A 17,649-nucleotide genomic window follows, 5' to 3' on the forward strand; every position below is an offset into this window, starting at 1 on the left:
CCGCAGTTCAGCGCTTCCCGCCCGGCGCGGCCTGTTGCTCGACACGCAGCAGCGCCTGGTCCATGCATGCCCAGGCGGGCGCGCTGGAGACCCAGATATTGGTGTCGGGCCGGACCGACGACGGGTCGGCGAGGTTGCCGACGCGCACCACCCGCAGTTGCGGCCGGGCACTGGACCGCGCGAACAGGTGGGCGCCGCAGGACGGGCAGAACTGCCGGACGACTTCGTTGCCGCTGCTGGCGCTGCGGGTGTATTCGGCCAGTGGCCCGGAGTGGCTGAGGGATGCGGCGGACACCAGCATGTTCACGGTGCCGTTCGCCGCCAGGTGCTGGCAGTCGCGGCACCAGCACACGCGCACGGCGACGGGATCTTCCGCCACCGTGAAGGTCACCGCACCGCAGAGGCATTGCCCGGTTCGTCGAGTCATGTGAGTCACCTCCCTGCCTGGCCTGACAGTCCGCCTTGCGCGGGGGCCTGTCAAGACGGCATCGCCGCGGGCGGCCGCCGGCCGGGCGGGCGTGCTAACCTGAGCCCACCTTGCCATCCGGTCCCGCTTCCTTCATCCGCCTGTTCGTCAGCGCTGCGGCCCACGAGTTGCGGGCGCTGGTGCTGGCGTTCAGCTGCAATTTCATCCTGCTCGGCGGCTACTACATCTTGCGCCCGGTGCGCGACACCATGGCCACCGTGCTGGGCATCGGCCAGCTGCCCAACCTCTATACCGGTACGCTGATCCTGACCCTGGGTTGTGCGCCGCTGTTCGGCTGGGCGACCACGCGCTTTCGCCTGTCACGGGTGGTGCCGGGCATGTTCTGGTTCTGGGTGCTGAACATCCTGCTGTTCGCCGCCCTGTTCGCCGCCGATCCGGCCAGCCACCGGGTGGCGATGGCCTATTTCTGGTGGTTCAGCGTCGTCAACCTGTTCATGGTGTCGATGTTCTGGAGCCTGATGGCGGACCTGTTCACGCCGCTGCAGGCGGCCAGGCTGTTTGCGGCGATCGCCGCCGGCGGCAGCCTCGGCGCCATCGTCGGACCGCTGGTGACCCGCTTCCTGGCGGCATCGGTGGGCGTGGAAGGCCTGCTGCTCGGTGCGGCCTGCGCCTTCGCCGTCGTCACCGTGCTGGTGCACCTGCTGGTGCGCGAGAAGGCACGCCTGTGGGCCGGGCACGCGGAGACGCAGCCATCCACCCTCGATCACCCGCTCGGCGGCAATCCCTTCGATGGCTTCAGCGGTCTGTTCCGTTCCGGCTATGTCGTCAACCAGGCGCTCTTCATCATGCTCATGACCTGGGTGGCGACGGTCGCCTACTTCCTGCAGACGGACCTGATCGGCCGTGCCTACTCCGGCCTGGCCGAGCGTACCCGGGCGATTGCCGACATCGACCTCGTGGTCAATGTCTGCTCGGCGCTGGTGCTGGTCTTCGGCACCGGCCGCGTGCTCACGCGGCTCGGCGTCACCGCAGGCCTGGTGCTCAACCCGCTCATCATGCTCGCCTCGTTCCTGGCGGTGGCGCTGTCGCCGACGGTCCTCGCCATCCAGGGCATCCAGGTGGCGCGGCGCGTGGCGCAGTACGCCATCGCGCGGCCGAGCCGCGAGGTCTGCTTCACGGTGATGCCGCAGGAGAGCCGCTACCGGACCAAGAACGTCATCGATACCGTGGTCTACCGCTTCGGCGACGTCTCGGCGGCCTGGATGCAGGCGGCGCTGGCCGCATTCGGCTTCGGGCTGGCCGGCACGGTGGGACTCGGTTTCCTCTCGTCGGGCATCTGGGGGCTGGTGGCGCTGGCGCTCGGGCGCCGCTACGAGAGCCTGCGGCACGTGCAGGCAGGGCAGGGTGGACGGCAAGGCGAGATGCGCGCAGCGGTCGGGGAGACCTAGTCTCCGGAAAGTGCTGCCGTCACCAGAAACGGCTCCTCACTTCTTGCCACCGCCCGGAGGCGCCGCGCGCCCGGAGTATACTGCGCCACGACCTCCCGCCCGCGCCAATGCCGGCCGCATCGCCACCATGCCGACGTTCTCCCACGACGAGATCCTGCGCTACAGCCGGCACCTGCTGATGCCCGAGGTCACGCTGGCCGGGCAGGAGCGGCTGAAGGCGGCGCGCGTGCTCTGCGTCGGCGCCGGCGGTCTCGGTTCGCCGCTGGCGCTGTACCTTGCCGCTGCCGGTGTCGGCACGCTCGGCCTGGTGGATTTCGACCGCGTGGACCTCAGCAACCTGCAGCGCCAGGTGCTCTATGGAACCGGTGACGTCGGCCGCCCGAAGCTGGAGGCGGCGCGCGAGCGCCTGCAGGCGCTGAATCCGCAGGTGAAGGTGGTGCCGCACACGCTGCGGCTCGCCAGCGACAATGTCATGCAGGTGATCGGCGACTACGACATCGTCGCCGACGGCACCGACAACTTCCCGACCCGCTACCTCGTCAACGACGCCTGCGTTCTGGCCGGCAGGCCCAACGTGTATGCCAGCATCTTCCGCTTCGAGGGCCAGGTGAGCGTGTTCGACGCGCGCCGCGGGCCCTGCTACCGCTGCCTGTTCCCGCAGCCGCCGCCGCCGGGGCTGGTGCCCTCCTGCGCGGATGGCGGCGTGCTCGGCGTGCTGCCCGGGATCATCGGCACGCTGCAGGCACTGGAAGTGCTGAAGCTCATCCTCGGCGTGGGCGAGCCGCTCGTCGGCCGTCTGGTGCTGTTCGACGCGCTGGCCTTCCGCCTGCGCGAACTGGCCCTGCGCAAGGATCCGGCCTGCGTGGTCTGCGGTACCGAGCCGACGCTGACGGCACCCATCGACTACGAGGCGTTCTGTGGCATCGGTGCCGCGGACGGCAGGGCAGGGTCCGGCGAGCTGCCGGTACTCGGCGTGGAAGAGCTGGCGGCGCGGCGGCGCGACGGCACGGCACCGGAGGTGCTCGACGTGCGCGAGGCCCACGAACGGCGCATCGTGCAGATCCCGCACAGCCTGCCGCTGCCGCTTTCGGAGCTGCCGGCGCGCCTGCATGAACTGGATTCGACCCGGGATTACGCCATCGCCTGCCATCACGGGCTGCGCAGCATCGAGGCCTATTACCTGCTCTACAAGGCCGGCTTCCGCCGCCTGCAGGTGCTGGAGGGCGGGGTGGATGCCTGGGCGGAGCGGATCGATCCGCAACTGCCGCGCTACTGAGTGCGGGCTGTCTCGATTTGTCCTGCCCGCCATGGGAGAATGCGCGCCCTATGCTGAACAGCCTCAAGCCCATGCCTCCCGATCCCCTGCTGGGGGTCACCGAGGCCTTCCGTGCCGACCCGAGCCGCGACAAGGTGGATCTCGGGGTCGGCGTGTATCGCGACGCCTCCGGCATCACGCCGATCCCGCGTGCCGTGCGCGCCGCGGAACAGAAGATGCTGGCGCGCCAGAACACCAAGGCCTACGTCGGGCCGGCCGGCAACCGCCAGTTCGCGGCGGCGATGGAGAAGATCGCGCTCGGCGCGAGCCATCCGGCGCTGCGTGACGGCCGCGTCGCCACGCTGCCGTCCGTGGGCGGCACCGGCGCGCTGCGCCTGGGCGCGGAGCTGATCCGGCTCAGCGGCTTCAGCGGCACGCTGCAGGTCAGCGATCCGACCTGGGCCAACCATGTGCCGGTGATGAAGGGCGCGGGCATCGAGACCGCCGCATACCCGTACTACGACATCGCCGCCGGCCGCGTGCTGGCGGCGAAGATGCTGGAGAGCCTGGCTGCCTGCGCGCCCGGTACCGTGGTGCTGCTGCACGGCTCCTGCCACAACCCGACCGGCGCGGATCCCGATCCCGGCCACTGGGCCGAGCTGGCCGATCTCATGGCGCGGCGCCAGCTCGTGCCGTTCGTCGACATGGCCTACCAGGGCCTCGGCCGCGGCCTGGATGCCGACGCCGCCGGCCTGCGGCTGCTCTGCGAGCGCCTGCCCGAGGTGCTGGTGGCGGTGTCCTGTTCGAAGAATTTCGGCCTGTACCGCGAGCGTGTCGGTGCCATCATGTGCGTCGCCGAGAGTGCGGCGGCGGCCACCATCAGCATGAGCCACCTGCAGTCGCTGGCGCGGCGCAACTACTCCATGCCGCCGGACCACGGCGCAGCCATTGTCGCCGAGATCGCCAGCGACCCGGCGCTCTATGCCGACTGGCAGAAGGAACTCGACGACATGCGCGACCGCGTCAACGGCCTGCGCAAGTCGCTGGCCACCGCGCTGCGTGGCGAGCTCGGCAGCGGGCGCTTCGACTTCATCGAGCAGCAGGCCGGCATGTTCTCCATGCTCGGGCTGGGGAAGGCGGCGGTGGAGCGGCTGCGCACCGAGCACCACATCTACACCGCGCCCGACAGCCGGCTCAACGTCGCGGGGCTCTCCGGCAAGGAGATCCCGGCGGTGGCCCGCGCCATCGCCGCGGTGAGCCGGGACTGAGCCGCGGCCGGCCGCGGTCGCCGCCACGGGTGCAGGGCCGGTCATGAAGAACATCCTGCGGCGCACCACGCTGATCGTGCGTGATATCGAGCGTTCCGCGCGCTGGTACGAGTACGTCGCCGGCATGACGCGCTTCTACGACGACGAGGTGGTGCTGTCCGGCAACGGCATGGCGGCCGGCAGGCAGGGCGACCGCACCCACCTGATCATCATGAAATGCGAGCATCCGGAGATCGGCATGATCGGGCTGCTGCAGTGGATCGATCCGCCGTTGCCGGCGCCAGCCGCCATCCCGACCTCGGTCACCTACGGCAACCCGACCTTCGTCGTCTCCTCGGACGATGCCCGCGAGGCCGGCCGGCGCGCCCGCGAGCTCGGCTCGCACATCCACGCCGAGCCGCACGAGTGGACCATCAGGGGGGCGGATGGCACCACGCACCGCTACGTCAGCGTCTCGGTGTTCGACCCCGATGGCTACTTCTACGAGTTCAACCAGTTCCTCGGCCGCGAGCCCTGACGCTGGCCGCCGCTACACCGGCACGGTGAGCGGGTTGTAGGCGTAGAGGCCGAGGCTCTCGGCATTGCGGTGCGAGGAGCCGGTGTAGTGGTCCGGATCGCGGTTGTACATGCGCCGGGCGTTGACGTGCGATTCGCGCATCACCATCGTGGTGCGTTCGCGGCGCGCCGCCTCGTAGCGCGCCAGCGCTTCCGGCCAGTCGTCCGCTGCCACCATGGCACGCGCCAGCACCACGCCGTCCTCGATGGCCATCACCGCGCCCTGGGCGAGGAACGGTGTCATCGGGTGCGCGGCATCGCCGAGCAGCGTGGCCCGGCCGCGGGTCCACTGCGGCAGCGGCTGGCGGTCGAACAGGCCCCACTTGAAGCACTGGCCGGCGGGTGTCGCGGCGAGGATGGCCTGCACCTCGGGGCAGAAATCGGCGAACTCCCGTTGCACGTCGGTGACATCCGCGGGGACTGACCAGCCTTCCTCGGTCCATTCGTCACGCCTGGAGAAGGCGGCGAAGTTCACCAGCCGGCCGCTTCGTACCTTGTAGCGGGCGAAGGTGCGTGCCGTGCCGGCGAAGGCCACCGAATCCGGTTCGATCAGCGCGGGATCCAGCCTGTCCATCGGCACCAGCCCGCGCCAGGCGATGTAGCCGGTGAAGCTGACTTCCTCCGGGCCCCACAGCGCGCGGCGCACGGCCGAGCGCACGCCGTCGCAGCCGATCAGCAGGTCGCCGCGGGCGCCCGTGCCGTTGTCGAAGCGCAGCTCGACGCCATCGGCGCCCTGCTGCAGTTCGCCGAAGTGGCAGCCGGTGTGGATGGCGGAGGGGTCGATGGCGCGCACCGCGTTGGCCAGGGCGCCATGCAGGTCGGCGCGATGCGCCTGCAGGTAAGGTGCGCCGTACTGCTCGCGCATGCGGTTGCCGCGGTTGGTCTCCACCAGCGTCTCGCCGGTCCGGTAGTGCTTGATGGCGCCGGCGGCCGGTGTGCGCGCCACCGCGTGCACGGCGTCCTCGCCGAGCAGGTGGTACAGCGCGTGGCAGCCATTGGGGGTGATGGTGAGGCCAGCGCCGACTTCGCCGAGGCTGGCCGACTGCTCGTAGACCGAGACGCGGAAGCCGGCCTGCTGCAGGGCCAGCGTGGCGGTCAGCCCGCCGATGCCGGCGCCCACCACGATCACGTCCAGGTCCTTCATCGCCCGAGCCCTGCGCTTGCGTGAGTCTCCACCGCAGCGCAGGGTACCATTGCCGCGGCAACAGCAGTGGCCACCTGCCGGCTGCACGGCGGCTGGCACATCGCGGAAGGAGCGATCATGAACCCTGGCAAAGCCGTTCCCATGCGCGCCGAGACCGCCGCGTTCCTGCGGCGCGAGCAGCGCCTGTTCATCGGCGGGGAGCAGGTTGCCCCACGTGGCGGTGGGCACATCGAGGTCTTCAACCCGGCGACCGGCGGGCGCCTGGCGCAGGTGGCGGCAGCGGCTGCGGCGGACATCGATGCCGCCGTGGCGGCGGCGCGCGCCGCTTTCACCACCGGTGCCTGGCCGGCCATGGGGCCCTCGGCGCGCGGCCAGCTGCTGTGGCGGCTGGCCGACCTGCTCGAGGCGCATTCGGCCACGCTGACCGAGCTGGAGATCCTCGACAACGGCATGCCGCTGAACCCGGCCGGCATGCTGGCGGTGCCGACCGCGGTGAAGATCCTGCGCTACTTCGCCGGCTGGCCGTCGAAGCTGAGCGGCCACACGCTGCCCGCCGACCGCCGGCCCGGCGCGGCGAGCCCGGCGCTGACCTACACGCGGCGCGAGCCGGTGGGCGTGGTCGGCCAGATCATTCCCTGGAACTATCCGCTGGCCATGGCCGCCATGAAGCTGGCGCCGGCGCTGGCCACCGGCTGCACCGTGGTGCTGAAGCCGGACGAGAAGACGCCGCTGTCGGCGCTGTTCCTCATCGACCTGCTGGTCGAGGCGGGCGTGCCGCCCGGCGTGGTCAACATCGTGCCGGGTTTCGGCGAGACCGCCGGTGCCGCCATCGCCGCGCACCCCGGAATCGACAAGGTGGCGTTCACCGGTTCCGGCGAAGTCGGCCGCAAGATCGTCACTGCCGCCACCGGCAACCTCAAGCGGGTGTCGCTGGAACTTGGTGGCAAGAATCCCTTCATCGTGTTCGCCGATGCCAACCTCGAACAGGCCGTGGAGGCCGCCACGCGCTCGGCGTTCTTCCTGCAGGGCCAGAACTGCCAGTGCGCCTCGCGGCTGTTCGTGCACGAGGCGGTGGCCGCGCCGTTCACGGCCGGCCTCGCCGCCGCGGCGCAGGCGCTGCGGCTGGGGCCGGGCTGGGATCCGGAGACGCGCATCGGCCCGCTGATCTCGGCAGGACAGCTGGCCCGGGTGGCGGGCTACGTGGAAGCAGGCCGCAAGGAGGGTGCGCGGCTGGTGACCGGCGGCGGGCCGCGGCCGGGGCCCGGCTATTTCCTGCCGCCCACGGTGTTCGCCGACATCCAGCCGGGCATGGTGATCGCGCGCGAGGAGATCTTCGGGCCGGTCACCTGCATCCAGTCCTTCGGCGACCGCGACATCGAGGGGCTGGCCGCGCAGGCGAACGACAGCGAGTACGGCCTGGTGGCCAGCGTCTGGACCCGCGACCTCGGCACCGCGCACCGCTTCGCCGAGTCGCTGCGCGCCGGCGTGGTCGGCATCAACCACCACGGCGGCGGCGACATCCACGCGCCTTTCGGCGGCTACCGCCAGTCCGGCTGGGGGCGCGAATTCGGCGCCGAGAACCTGGATCTGTACCTGGAGACCAAGACCGTCGTGGTCCGCTACGACTGAGGCGCGGGGGTCGTTGACCATCCGCGGGTGGTGCGGGAACATGGCCGCCATCCGGCCCAACGAACACCCATAACGGAGATCCCGGTCATGAAGCTCTATGGCTCGCTTGCCTCGCCCTATGTCGCCCGCGTCGTCATGTTCGCGAAGATCAAGGGCATCGACCTGCCGCTGCACGAAGCGCCCGGCGGCAGCATCAAGTCGCCCGAGTTCCTCAAGCTCAATCCCATGGGCAAGATGCCGACCCTGGAAGCCAACGGACAGGGGCTCGGCGAGTCCACCATCATCTGCGGCTACCTCGAGGACACGCAGACCGCGAAATCCGGCCTGCCCAAGGACCCGCTGGACCGCGCCCGCAGCCATCTCGTGGCGCGCATCACCGACCTGTACATCGCCCAGCAGGTCGGCCCCCTGTTCCGCAACATGAATCCGGCCAAGCGTGATGCCGCGGCCGTCGAGGCCGCCGGCAAGGAACTCGCCAAGGCCTTCGGTTACGCCGAGCAGGTCATGGGTCCCGGGCCGTTCTGTGTCGGCAGTGCGCCGACCCTGGGCGACTGCGCCCTGGCGCCGACCACGGCCATGGTCCGCAAGATCCTCGCCGCCGGCCAGTTCGGCATCGCCGATCCCACCCAGGGCCCGCGCCTGAAGACCTGGTGGAAGGCCGTCGAAGGCAATGCCGACTGCGGCAGTGTGCTGGCCAGCCATGCCGAGGCCTTCGATGCCTTCATGAAGCAGATGGCGGCGAGGCGCTGAGCTTTCCTGCCGCGCGCCCGTAGCTCAGCTGGATAGAGCATCAGGCTTCGAACCTGAGGGTCGGGAGTTCGAATCTCTCCGGGCGCGCCAGACGATTCAAGTGCCTGCCGCGACGGCGGGCGAAAGGATGCCTCCATGGTCAGCGACACGACGCGCAACGGGGCCCGACCCCAGGCCCAGGCCCAGGCACAGGCCAGAGCAGGCTGGCGACCGGCGCGGCTGCCGGCACTCGCGGCCTTGCTGCTCGGTCTCGGCATGACCCTGCCCGCGATGGCCTCGACGGTGGTGCGGACCACGCTCGGTGAGGTGCGAGGCGCGAGCGCGGAGGGTGTCGATGTCTGGCGCGGCATTCCCTATGCGGCAGCGCCCGTAGGCCCGCTGCGCTGGCGGCCACCGCAGCCGGCGGTGGCATGGAGGGGCACCCGGGATGCGACGCGTTTCGGTCCCATCTGCCCGCAGGACGAGCGGCCGTCCTCGGTGGGGATGCCGCAGAGCGAGGACTGCCTGACGCTGAACATCTACGCACCGGCGAAGCGGGCCGCGGGCAGGCTGCCGGTCATGTTCTGGATCCATGGCGGCAGCTTCCGCTGGGGCGCGGGCTCGCTGCCGGCCTACGAGGGCAGCGCCTTCGTGCGCCAGGGCGTGGTGCTGGTGACGATCAACTACCGCCTCGATCGCCTCGGCCGCTTCGGCCACCCGGCGCTGACGCGCGCACAGGCCGGCGAGCCGCTCGCCAACTACGGGCTGATGGACCAGGTGGCGGCCTTGCACTGGGTGCGCGACAACATCGCGGCCTTCGGCGGCGATCCGCAGCACGTGACCATCTTCGGCTTCTCCGCCGGCGGCGTCTCGGTCAACGGCCTGATGGTGGCGCCATCCGCCGCCGGATTGTTCCAGCGCGCCATCGCCCAGAGCGGCGGCATCAGCATGGATGCCACGCAGCGGCTGCGCGAACCCGCCGGCCGCTTCAAGGCGCTGGAGCAGGACGGCCTGGAGTTCGCCGCGAGTTTCGGCATCGCCGACAACGACGAGGCGCCGGCACGGCTGCGCGCGCTCGGCGTGGCGCAGATCCTCGCCTATCCGCAGAAGGACAGCTCCATGAATCCCGTGGTGGATGGCAGCTTCATCCCCGGGGACATCGGGCTCGCCTTCCACGAAGGCCGCCAGCATGCCGTGCCCTACCTCGCCGGCGCCAACAGCTGGGAAGGCAGCCTGATCCGCCCCTTCAAGCTGCCGCTCGCGGCGATCCTGCTCGGCGTGAGCCCCGAGCGCGCGCGGCAGGTCTACGGCGACCTGCCCGACGAGACCCTCAAGGAAACCTACTTCGGTGATTCGCTGTTCCGGGCGCCGGCCTGGATGCTCGCCGCGGACATGGCGGCCGTCCGCGCGCCGGCCTGGCTCTATTACTACAGCTACGTCGACGAGGCCGAGCGCGGCCGGGCGCCGGGTGCCGCCCACGGTGCCGAGGTGGGCCACCTGTTCCGGCACCCGCTGCATCCCGGCGAGAAGCTCAGCGAGCACGACCTGGCGGTTTCCGAGCCGCTGCGCCGCTACTGGGTGCAGTTCGCGCGGGCCGGCGATCCCAACGCCCCCGGGCTTCCCGCCTGGCCGGCCTTCACCCGCCAGCAACCGGCGACCATGGAGTTCGGCGAGCGACCCGAACTGCACGCCCGGCTGTTCCCCGAGCGCATGGCGTTCCAGGAGTCGCTGGTCGAGGCGGCCCGCGCCGCCCGCGCGGCGCGCTGAGACCCGGTTCAGGCCCGGCTCAGGCCTTGAGCCGGTAGCCGGTGCGGAACACCCAGGCGATCACGGCGAGGCAGGCCAGCATGAACAGCAGCGTCATGCCCAGGCTGAGGGCGACGCTGACGTCGGCCTTGCCGTAGAAGCTCCAGCGGAAGCCGTTGACCAGGTACACCACCGGGTTGAACAGCGAGACCTTCTGCCAGAACGGCGGCAGCATGCCGATGGAGTAGAAGCTGCCGCCGAGAAAGGTCAGCGGCGTGACGATCATGATCGGCACGATCTGCAGCTTCTCCCAGCCCGTCGCCCAGATGCCGAGGATGAAACCGAACAGGCAGAAGGTCACCGAGGTGAGCACCAGGAAGGCCATCATCCAGAACGGATGCTCGATGCGGAAGTCGACGAACAGCCAGGCGGTGGCGAGGATGATCAGCCCGAGCATCACCGACTTGGTCGCCGCCGCGCCCACGTAGCCGGTGACGATCTCCACGTAGGAGACCGGCGCCGACAGCACCTCGTAGATGGTGCCGTTGTAGCGCGGCATGTAGATGCCGAAGGAGGCGTTGCCGATGCTTTCGGTCAGCACCGAGAGCATGATCAGCCCCGGCACGATGAAGGCGCCGTAGCTCACGCCGTCGATCTCCGCCATGCGCGAGCCGATGGCAGCGCCGAACACCACGAAATACAGCGAAGTGGAAATCACCGGCGAGAGGATGCTCTGCACCAGCGTGCGGAACCAGCGCGACAGCTCGAACCGGTACAGCGTGCGCACCGCCTGCAGGTTCATCGGCGATTCCCCACCAGGCTGACGAAGATGTCCTCGAGCGAGGTCTCGGTGGTGCGCAGATCGCGGAAGTCGATGCCCTGGTCGCGGATCTCGCGCAGCAGGCTGGCGATGCCGGTGGTCTCGGCCTGGGTGTCGAAGGTGTAGAGCAGCTGCAGCCCATCCGCGGACAACTCGAGCTTGCGGCCGGCCAGCGCCGGCGGGATCGCCGCCAGCGGGCTGGAGAGCTGCAGCGCCAGCTGGCGGCTGCCGAGCTGGCGCATCAGGCTCGCCTTGTCCTCGACCATGATGATCTCGCCGTGGTTGATGACGCCGACGCGGTCGGCCATTTCCTCGGCTTCCTCGATGTAGTGCGTGGTGAGGATGATGGTGACGCCATCGTCGCGCAGGCGGCGCACCAGCCCCCACATCTCGCGGCGCAGCTCCACGTCCACGCCGGCCGTCGGTTCGTCGAGGAACAGGACCCGCGGCTCGTGGGCCAGCGCCTTGGCGATCATCACGCGGCGCTTCATGCCGCCGGAGAGGGCGAGGATCTGTTCATCCCGCTTGTCCCAGAGCGACAGCTCGCGCAGCACCTTCTCGATGTGGCGGGGGTTGGCCGGCTTGCCGAACAGGCCGCGGCTGAAGCGGGCGGTGGCGGCCACCGATTCGAAGGCATCGGTGGTCAGCTCCTGGGGCACCAGGCCGATCAGGCTGCGTGCGGCCCGGTAGTCGCGCACGATGTCGTGGCCATCCACCGTGACGCTGCCCGACGTGGGCCGCACGATGCCGCAGATGATGCTGATGAGGGTGGTCTTGCCGGCGCCGTTCGGGCCGAGCAGGGCGAAGATCTCGCCGCGGCGGATTTCGAGGCTGACGCCTTTCAGTGCCTGGAAGCCCGAAGCGTAGTGCTTGACCAGGTCGGTGACGGCGATGATCGGCTGGTCCCGGGCTCCCACCGGCCGGGATTATACCGGCGACCGCGGTCAACCCAAGCCCGGCCACCGCGTTGAGGAAGGACGTTCGCCAGCGTACCGCGAAGAGCCATGCCCCAGTCCCCGCAAGCCGCCATTGCCGCCAACCGCTACGGCCTCGGTGCGCGCCCGGGCGACCTGGCGCGCATCGCTCCGGACCCCCGCGGCTGGCTGCGCGGCCAGCTCGCCGGCGCAGCACCGCAGATCGCGGCGGCGGGCCTGCGGGACTCGGCGGACATCCTCGCCGAGGCCGGGCGCCTGCGCCGGGAGAAGCAGCAGAAGGGCGGCCTGGTGAAGTTTTACCGCCCGCTCTACCTGCAGGAGGCCGTCGCCCGCCTGCATTTTGCCGCGACCACCGACAGGCCCTTCATCGAGCGCCTGACACAGTTCTGGACCAACCACTTCGCCGTCTCCATCGACAAGCTGGCCGTGCTCGGCGTCGCCGGCGCCTTCGAGCGCGAAGCCATCCGCCCCAACGTGCTGGGCCGCTTCGCCGACCTCCTGCTCGCCGTCGAGCAGCATCCGGCGATGCTGCTGTACCTCGACAACTTCACCTCGGCCGGCGAGAGTTCCCCGCTTGCGCTTCGCGTGAGGCGCAGGCGTCCGGAGAACCCGCCCGGCATCAACGAGAACCTGGCGCGCGAGATCCTCGAGCTGCACACGCTCGGTGTCGACGGCGGCTACAGCCAGGCCGACGTCACGGCGTTTGCGCGCGTGCTGACTGGCTGGTCCATCGGTGGCGGCAAGGGCCGGCTGGCCAGCGGCGAGCCCGGGCGCTTCCTCTTCCGCCCCGAGCTGCACCAGCCGGGCGTGCAGGAGGTGCTCGGCCAGCGCCATGCGCAGGCCGGGGTGGACCAGGGCGAGGCGGTGCTGCACGCGCTGGCCCGGCATCCCGCGACGGCGCGGCATCTGGCGACCCAGCTCGCGCGCCATTTCATCGCCGATGACCCGCCGGCTGCCGCGGTGGAGCGCATCAGCCGCGCCTTCGAAGCCAGCGGTGGCGAGCTGCGGACCGTCTATCAGGCGCTCATCGACTCGCCGGAGTCCTGGGAGACGCCGCTGGCCAAGTTCAAGACACCCTCGGACTACATCGTTTCCGCGTATCGCGGCCTTGGCCTGCCGGCCGGAGATGGCGGCAACGGCAGGGACCGGGCTGCGCTCGCGCCGTTCGAACTGCTGGGGCAGCGTACCTACTCGCCGGGCTCTCCGGCCGGATGGCCCGATCGCAGCGCGGACTGGGACGGCGCCTCCGCGGTCCTGCAGCGGGTGGAATGGGCCGATGCGCTCGGCGAGCGGCTGGGATCGCTGCGCGATGCGCGCGCACTCGCGCCGCAGCTGCTCGGCGGCACCCTGGGCACGGCGACCGCTGCGGCGATCGGGCGGGCGGCGACAGCGGCCCAGGCGCTGACGCTGCTGCTGGCCTCGCCCGAGTTCATGCGGCGCTGAGCCTGCACTGCAACCTGCCATGAGGTGAACGACCATGAATACCTGCAGTCGCCGTGGCCTCCTCGCGGGCGGGATCGCCGCGGCCGGGCTCGCGGCCACCGGTGGCCTGCTCATGCCGCGCCTCGTGCTGGCCGCCGGCCCGGCCGGCCGCCCGGGCGCGCAGGGCGAGGCGCGCTTCGTGTTCATCATCCTGCGGGGTGCGCTCGACGGGCTCTCGGCGGTGCCACCCTGCGGTGACGGCGACTACAGCCGCCTGCGCGCGGAGATCGCCATCGCGGCACCGGGCGCGGCGGATGGCGCGCTGGCGCTCGATGGCCCCTTCGCGCTGCATCCGCGGCTCGGCTTCCTGCACGAGTGCTACGGTGCCGGGGAGCTCGTCGTCTTCCATGCGGTGGCGGGCCCGTACCGGCAACGCTCGCATTTCGACGGGCAGGACGTGCTCGAAAACGGCACGCCCACGCCGCACGGCGTGCAGACGGGCTGGCTCAACCGCGCGCTGGCCGCGCTGCCGCCGGCGGCCGGGCAGGGCCGGCAAGCCGGGGTGGCGCTGGGCCAGAACCTGCCGCTGGTGATGCGCGGCCCGGTGGATGTGGCCTCATGGGTACCCTCGCGCCTCGCCGCCCTCGACGAGGACACCCTGCAGCGCGTGCAGGACCTCTATGCCGCCGATCCGTTGCTGGCACGGCGTCTCGCCGATGCCCTGGCGACGGCTGCCATGACCACGGGCGATGCCGGCATCGGACCTGCCGGCGGCAAGCCGGGCAACCGGTATGCGGAGGTGGTGCGTGCCTGTGCCGGCTTCCTGGTGCGTGAAGACGGCCCGCGCGTCGCGGTCTTCGATACCCGTGGCTGGGATACCCACGCCAACGAGGGCGGGGCCCAGGGCCAGCTCGGCCAGCGTCTCGGCGCCCTCGACGGGGGGCTGCGGGCGCTGAAGGAGGGGCTGGGACCGGTCTGGCGGCACACGGCAGTGATGCTCGCCACGGAGTTCGGCCGCACGGCTGCCGTCAATGGCACGCGTGGCACCGACCATGGCACGGCGACGGCGGCGTTCCTGCTCGGCGGCGCAGTGCGCGGCGGGCGCGTGGTGGCCGACTGGCCGGGCCTGGCGGCCAGGAACCTCTACCAGCAGCGCGATCTCGCCGTGACGCTCGACCTGCGCGCGGTGCTGAAGGCGGTGCTGCAGGAGCACCTGGGAGTGCCCGGCCCCGAACTCGAGCGGACGGTGTTCCCGGAGAGCGGCGCGGCCCCGGCGCTCAGGGACCTGATCCGCGCCTGACCGGGGCGGCGCGCCCGCCTGGCCTCAGGCCTGCGGGCGGGCGCCGCTGGCGCGCCGCGCCGGCATGATCACGGCCAGCAGCAGGGCGAGGACGAAGGCACCGAGCACCATGCCCATCTCGAGGGCGTACTCCTGCGGCTTCGACCAGAACTCGTCGTAGAGACCCCACTCGTGGGCGAACTCCACGGCGGTCCAGAAGATGCCTGCCGTCGGGATCGCGTAGCGCACGCCCGCCAGCACGCGCGTGAAGCGCGCCAGCCGCATCAGCAGGTAGAAGGTCCAGGCGATGAAGCCGAAGCCGGCGACATAGGTCATGGGGTGGTGCGAGCCGACGAAGCGCGTGTCGACGAGGAACAGCGACACGGCGTAGCAGAACCAGATGACGTAGAGCACTTCCAGGAAGGTGATGCGGGCGAAGTTGCGGTCGGCCGCGGTCGCCGGCTTGCCGGCATCGTAGCGTGTCACGCGCTGGATCCAGCGGAAGGCATTGCAGCGGGTGTCGCGGTTGAAGACGAAGAAGGGCAGGGTGGCCATCAGCAGGCCGACGGTCGCCTGCACGAACAACAGGCTCGGTGACAGCACGCGCTCGCCGTTGACCATCAACGGGCCCATGTTCATGTACTCGGGATTGAAGCGGAACGACAGCTCGATCCAGCCGGTCCAGACCAGGTGGCCGGCGATGAAGCCGAACCAGGTGCCGAGCGCCTCGGAGTTGCGCGCCGAGGCGAAGATCACCATGGCGATGGCGATGGCGCCGATGCCGATGCTGATCGCCGTCTCGTGGCCCGGCGGAAACTCCTCCATCACCAGCGACAGCAGGCTGTGCATGATCGGCACGATGCCGAGCACGGCGACGAAAGCGAAGGCGCCGACGAAGGGCGGCTGGTAGAAGCGGGACAGCATCCCGCCTGCAGGGACCACACGGTCCTGTTGCAACTCTGCGCTCATGCTGGTTCTCCCGTTGGCCTTGCGATCGGGCGCCGGGCCGCCCACCTCGTCCCGGCGATTGTAGCAACCCCGGCCCTGCGCCGGCGAGCGGCCGGACCGGGTCGGTCAACGCCATTCCCGGAGCCGCGTTTCTGGATGTCGGGCGGGCGTGGCTCCTCGTGGCCGACCCGGGTACCGCATCCAAGTTGACAATATGGAGTCCACCACATGAAAGCGATGATCAGGACGGGGTTGCTGCTGGGCGCATTCGCGGCGGCCGGTGCATTCGCCGCAGACGGCGCGGGTGTCGTCCAGCGCGACGTCAACCAGCAGAACCGCATCTCGGCTGGCCTGGAGAGCGGCCAGCTCACCACGCGCGAGGCGGCCAGCCTCGAGCACAAGGAGGCTGTCGTCGACCGCATGGAGGCGCGCAGCATGAAGGATGGCGAGCTGACCGCCGGCGAGTCGGCGAAGCTCGACAAGGCGCAGGACCATCTGAGCCAGTCGATCAGGACCCAGAAGCACGACGGGCAGACCGGCAATCCCGACTCGGCTTCCGCCGAGCGCATGCAGGCCAGTGTGCAACGCAGTGCCAACCAGGAGATGCGTATCCAGCAGGGACTGGAGTCGGGCAGCCTGTCCGGCCAGGAGGCGGCACGCCTCGAGCACGGTCAGGCGAAAGCCAATTATCGCCAGGCCCGTGCCGGCGCCGACGGCCATGTCGGTGCGGCCGAGAGCCACGGACTGCAGCATCAGCAGACCCGCCAGAGCGCTCGCATCCATCAGAAGAAGCACAACTGACCCGCGGCAGCTGGCTGCGGCCGCATGGCTCGGCGCTGCGGCATAGCGCCACGGGGCCCTAGCCGAGGCTGCGGCCGCATGCCATGATCGGCAGCGTGTGGAGGCCCGGCATCGCGAGGTGCCGGGCCTCTGCCACATCCACCCCTCACGTCACCGACCGGAGTCCGACATGCCTGACAAGCCGACCTCCACCGCCGCGCTCCGCGGCTTCACGCTGTTTGCCGCCTCGCTGGCCCTGGGCGCGACCGCCGCGCTGGCCGCCGATGCGCCGGGCAAGGAACTGCCCGTGCGCCTGATCCCGAATGTGCCGAAGAATGCCGAGGCCTACTATGGCCCGGACAGCCTGCACGTCATCGCGCAGACGCAGGATCCCAAGGCCCTGCACGCCGAAGGCCGCGAGACCGGTGCCCTGACCTACACCTTCACCGACACCGGCACCGAGGTGAAGCGCATCAATGACAAGGGCCAGGACGCCTGTTCGTATTTCTTCCCCGACGGCAAGCGCCTGGTGTGGACCTCCACCCGCGATCACCTCGACATGCCGATCGGCAACTGGTCGGATTCCAATGACTATCCGCAGGGTGCCGAGCTCTACATCTCCGACCTCGACGGCAAGAACATCAAGCGGCTGACCAACAACAAGTGGTACGAGGCCGAGGTATCGGTGTCGCCGAACGGCCAGTGGATCGTCTTCGGCCGGCAGATCGACGGCAAGATGGACCTCTGGCGCATGCGCCCGGACGGCACAGGCGAGCAGCAGATCACCTTCACCGACGACTGGCAGGAGGGCGCACCCTTCTACCTGCCCGACAACGAGACCATCCTCTACCGCGCCTGGAAGCGCAGCGAGTACGGCAAGGTGAAGCCGACGCCGATGACGGTGTTTACCATCAAGCACGATGGCAGCAACCACACGGTGCGCACCTTCGACCGCGACATGAACTGGGCGCCGTATCCTGCCCCGGATGGCCGGCACTACGTGTTCGTGCGCATCATCGAGGGCAACAACTGGGAAGTCTTCCTCGGCGACCTGGCCGGCGGCGAGCCGCAGCGCCTGACCTTCAACGCGGGCTTCGATGGTTTCCCGTCGCTGTCGCCGGATGGCAAGAAGATGCTGTTCGCCCGCAGCACGGGCGGCGGCTTCATGTCGAACCTCTACACCCACGTCATGGACGTGTCCTCGCTGAACCTCGGTCCGGCGAACTACAAGGGCGTGCCCGGCATCACGCCACCGAAGGAGTAG

General features: G+C 70.2%; 15 protein-coding genes, 1 tRNA gene and 1 pseudogene. 12 read left to right on the top strand and 5 right to left on the bottom strand.

Annotation, left to right across the window (positions count from 1 at the left end; genetic code table 11):
* Nucleotides 1–7: 7 nt before the first annotated feature.
* A complete protein-coding gene (locus tag HRU81_01335) occupies nucleotides 8–427 on the bottom strand; it encodes a GFA family protein (protein ID QOJ30856.1) in 420 nt (139 codons plus the stop codon).
* A gap of 110 nt (nucleotides 428–537) precedes the next feature.
* Here HRU81_01335 and HRU81_01340 point away from each other — a divergent pair, with 110 nt between their 5' ends.
* From HRU81_01340 to HRU81_01355, 4 genes are all read left to right on the top strand, one after another.
* Complete coding sequence (locus HRU81_01340) at nucleotides 538–1,875, top strand: MFS transporter (GenBank protein QOJ30857.1); 1,338 nt, start codon at nucleotides 538–540, stop codon at nucleotides 1,873–1,875.
* A gap of 127 nt (nucleotides 1,876–2,002) precedes the next feature.
* On the top strand, nucleotides 2,003–3,151 hold the full coding sequence (gene moeB / locus HRU81_01345; GenBank protein ID QOJ30858.1) for a molybdopterin-synthase adenylyltransferase MoeB: 1,149 nt from the start codon (nucleotides 2,003–2,005) through the stop codon (nucleotides 3,149–3,151).
* Between the two features lie 50 nt (nucleotides 3,152–3,201).
* Complete coding sequence (locus HRU81_01350; GenBank protein QOJ30859.1) at nucleotides 3,202–4,398, top strand: aspartate/tyrosine/aromatic aminotransferase; 1,197 nt, start codon at nucleotides 3,202–3,204, stop codon at nucleotides 4,396–4,398.
* 43 nt (nucleotides 4,399–4,441) lie between these two features.
* Nucleotides 4,442–4,915: a VOC family protein gene (locus HRU81_01355; protein ID QOJ30860.1), complete on the top strand. Its 474-nt coding sequence runs from the start codon at nucleotides 4,442–4,444 to the stop codon at nucleotides 4,913–4,915.
* A gap of 12 nt (nucleotides 4,916–4,927) precedes the next feature.
* Here HRU81_01355 and HRU81_01360 read toward each other — a convergent pair whose 3' ends face one another.
* The gene (locus HRU81_01360) at nucleotides 4,928–6,097 is read right to left on the bottom strand and encodes an FAD-dependent monooxygenase (protein QOJ30861.1); all 1,170 of its coding nucleotides are present in this window, start codon (nucleotides 6,095–6,097) and stop codon (nucleotides 4,928–4,930) included.
* Between the two features lie 117 nt (nucleotides 6,098–6,214).
* Here HRU81_01360 and HRU81_01365 point away from each other — a divergent pair, with 117 nt between their 5' ends.
* The 4 genes from HRU81_01365 (at nucleotide 6,215) to HRU81_01380 (ending at nucleotide 10,222) form a co-directional block, all read left to right on the top strand.
* A complete protein-coding gene (locus HRU81_01365) occupies nucleotides 6,215–7,726 on the top strand; it encodes an aldehyde dehydrogenase family protein (protein QOJ30862.1) in 1,512 nt (503 codons plus the stop codon).
* An 87-nt stretch (nucleotides 7,727–7,813) separates the two neighbouring features.
* The gene (locus HRU81_01370) at nucleotides 7,814–8,476 is read left to right on the top strand and encodes a glutathione S-transferase family protein (protein QOJ30863.1); all 663 of its coding nucleotides are present in this window, start codon (nucleotides 7,814–7,816) and stop codon (nucleotides 8,474–8,476) included.
* A 13-nt stretch (nucleotides 8,477–8,489) separates the two neighbouring features.
* Nucleotides 8,490–8,566 (top strand) — tRNA-Arg (locus tag HRU81_01375).
* A 45-nt stretch (nucleotides 8,567–8,611) separates the two neighbouring features.
* Nucleotides 8,612–10,222: a carboxylesterase family protein gene (locus HRU81_01380; GenBank protein ID QOJ30864.1), complete on the top strand. Its 1,611-nt coding sequence runs from the start codon at nucleotides 8,612–8,614 to the stop codon at nucleotides 10,220–10,222.
* Between the two features lie 19 nt (nucleotides 10,223–10,241).
* Here HRU81_01380 and HRU81_01385 read toward each other — a convergent pair whose 3' ends face one another.
* Together HRU81_01385 and HRU81_01390 are read right to left on the bottom strand one after the other, a co-directional pair.
* A complete protein-coding gene (locus tag HRU81_01385; GenBank protein QOJ30865.1) occupies nucleotides 10,242–11,003 on the bottom strand; it encodes an ABC transporter permease in 762 nt (253 codons plus the stop codon).
* Nucleotides 11,000–11,938: an ABC transporter ATP-binding protein gene (locus tag HRU81_01390; protein ID QOJ30866.1), complete on the bottom strand. Its 939-nt coding sequence runs from the start codon at nucleotides 11,936–11,938 to the stop codon at nucleotides 11,000–11,002. Before HRU81_01390 ends, HRU81_01385 begins: the two co-directional genes overlap by 4 nt.
* Nucleotides 11,939–12,025: 87 nt before the next feature.
* Between HRU81_01390 and HRU81_01395 the strand changes: the two genes are divergently transcribed.
* Nucleotides 12,026–13,399: a DUF1800 domain-containing protein gene (locus HRU81_01395; GenBank protein ID QOJ30867.1), complete on the top strand. Its 1,374-nt coding sequence runs from the start codon at nucleotides 12,026–12,028 to the stop codon at nucleotides 13,397–13,399.
* 19 nt (nucleotides 13,400–13,418) lie between these two features.
* Nucleotides 13,419–14,678: pseudogene (locus tag HRU81_01400) on the top strand (DUF1501 domain-containing protein).
* 24 nt (nucleotides 14,679–14,702) lie between these two features.
* On the opposite strand, the gene HRU81_01405 reads toward HRU81_01400, so the two are convergent.
* Nucleotides 14,703–15,626: a hypothetical protein gene (locus HRU81_01405; protein ID QOJ30868.1), complete on the bottom strand. Its 924-nt coding sequence runs from the start codon at nucleotides 15,624–15,626 to the stop codon at nucleotides 14,703–14,705.
* A 207-nt stretch (nucleotides 15,627–15,833) separates the two neighbouring features.
* Between HRU81_01405 and HRU81_01410 the strand changes: the two genes are divergently transcribed.
* Together HRU81_01410 and HRU81_01415 are read left to right on the top strand one after the other, a co-directional pair.
* Nucleotides 15,834–16,406 carry a hypothetical protein gene (locus tag HRU81_01410; GenBank protein ID QOJ30869.1) on the top strand — a complete coding sequence of 191 codons (573 nt, stop codon included), beginning with the start codon at nucleotides 15,834–15,836 and terminating at the stop codon, nucleotides 16,404–16,406.
* Between the two features lie 169 nt (nucleotides 16,407–16,575).
* Entirely contained in the window at nucleotides 16,576–17,649 is a 1,074-nt protein-coding gene (locus tag HRU81_01415) for a PD40 domain-containing protein (protein ID QOJ30870.1), read from the top strand.

The sequence above is a fragment of the Gammaproteobacteria bacterium genome (genome assembly GCA_015709695.1).
Classification (GTDB): Bacteria; Pseudomonadota; Gammaproteobacteria; order Steroidobacterales.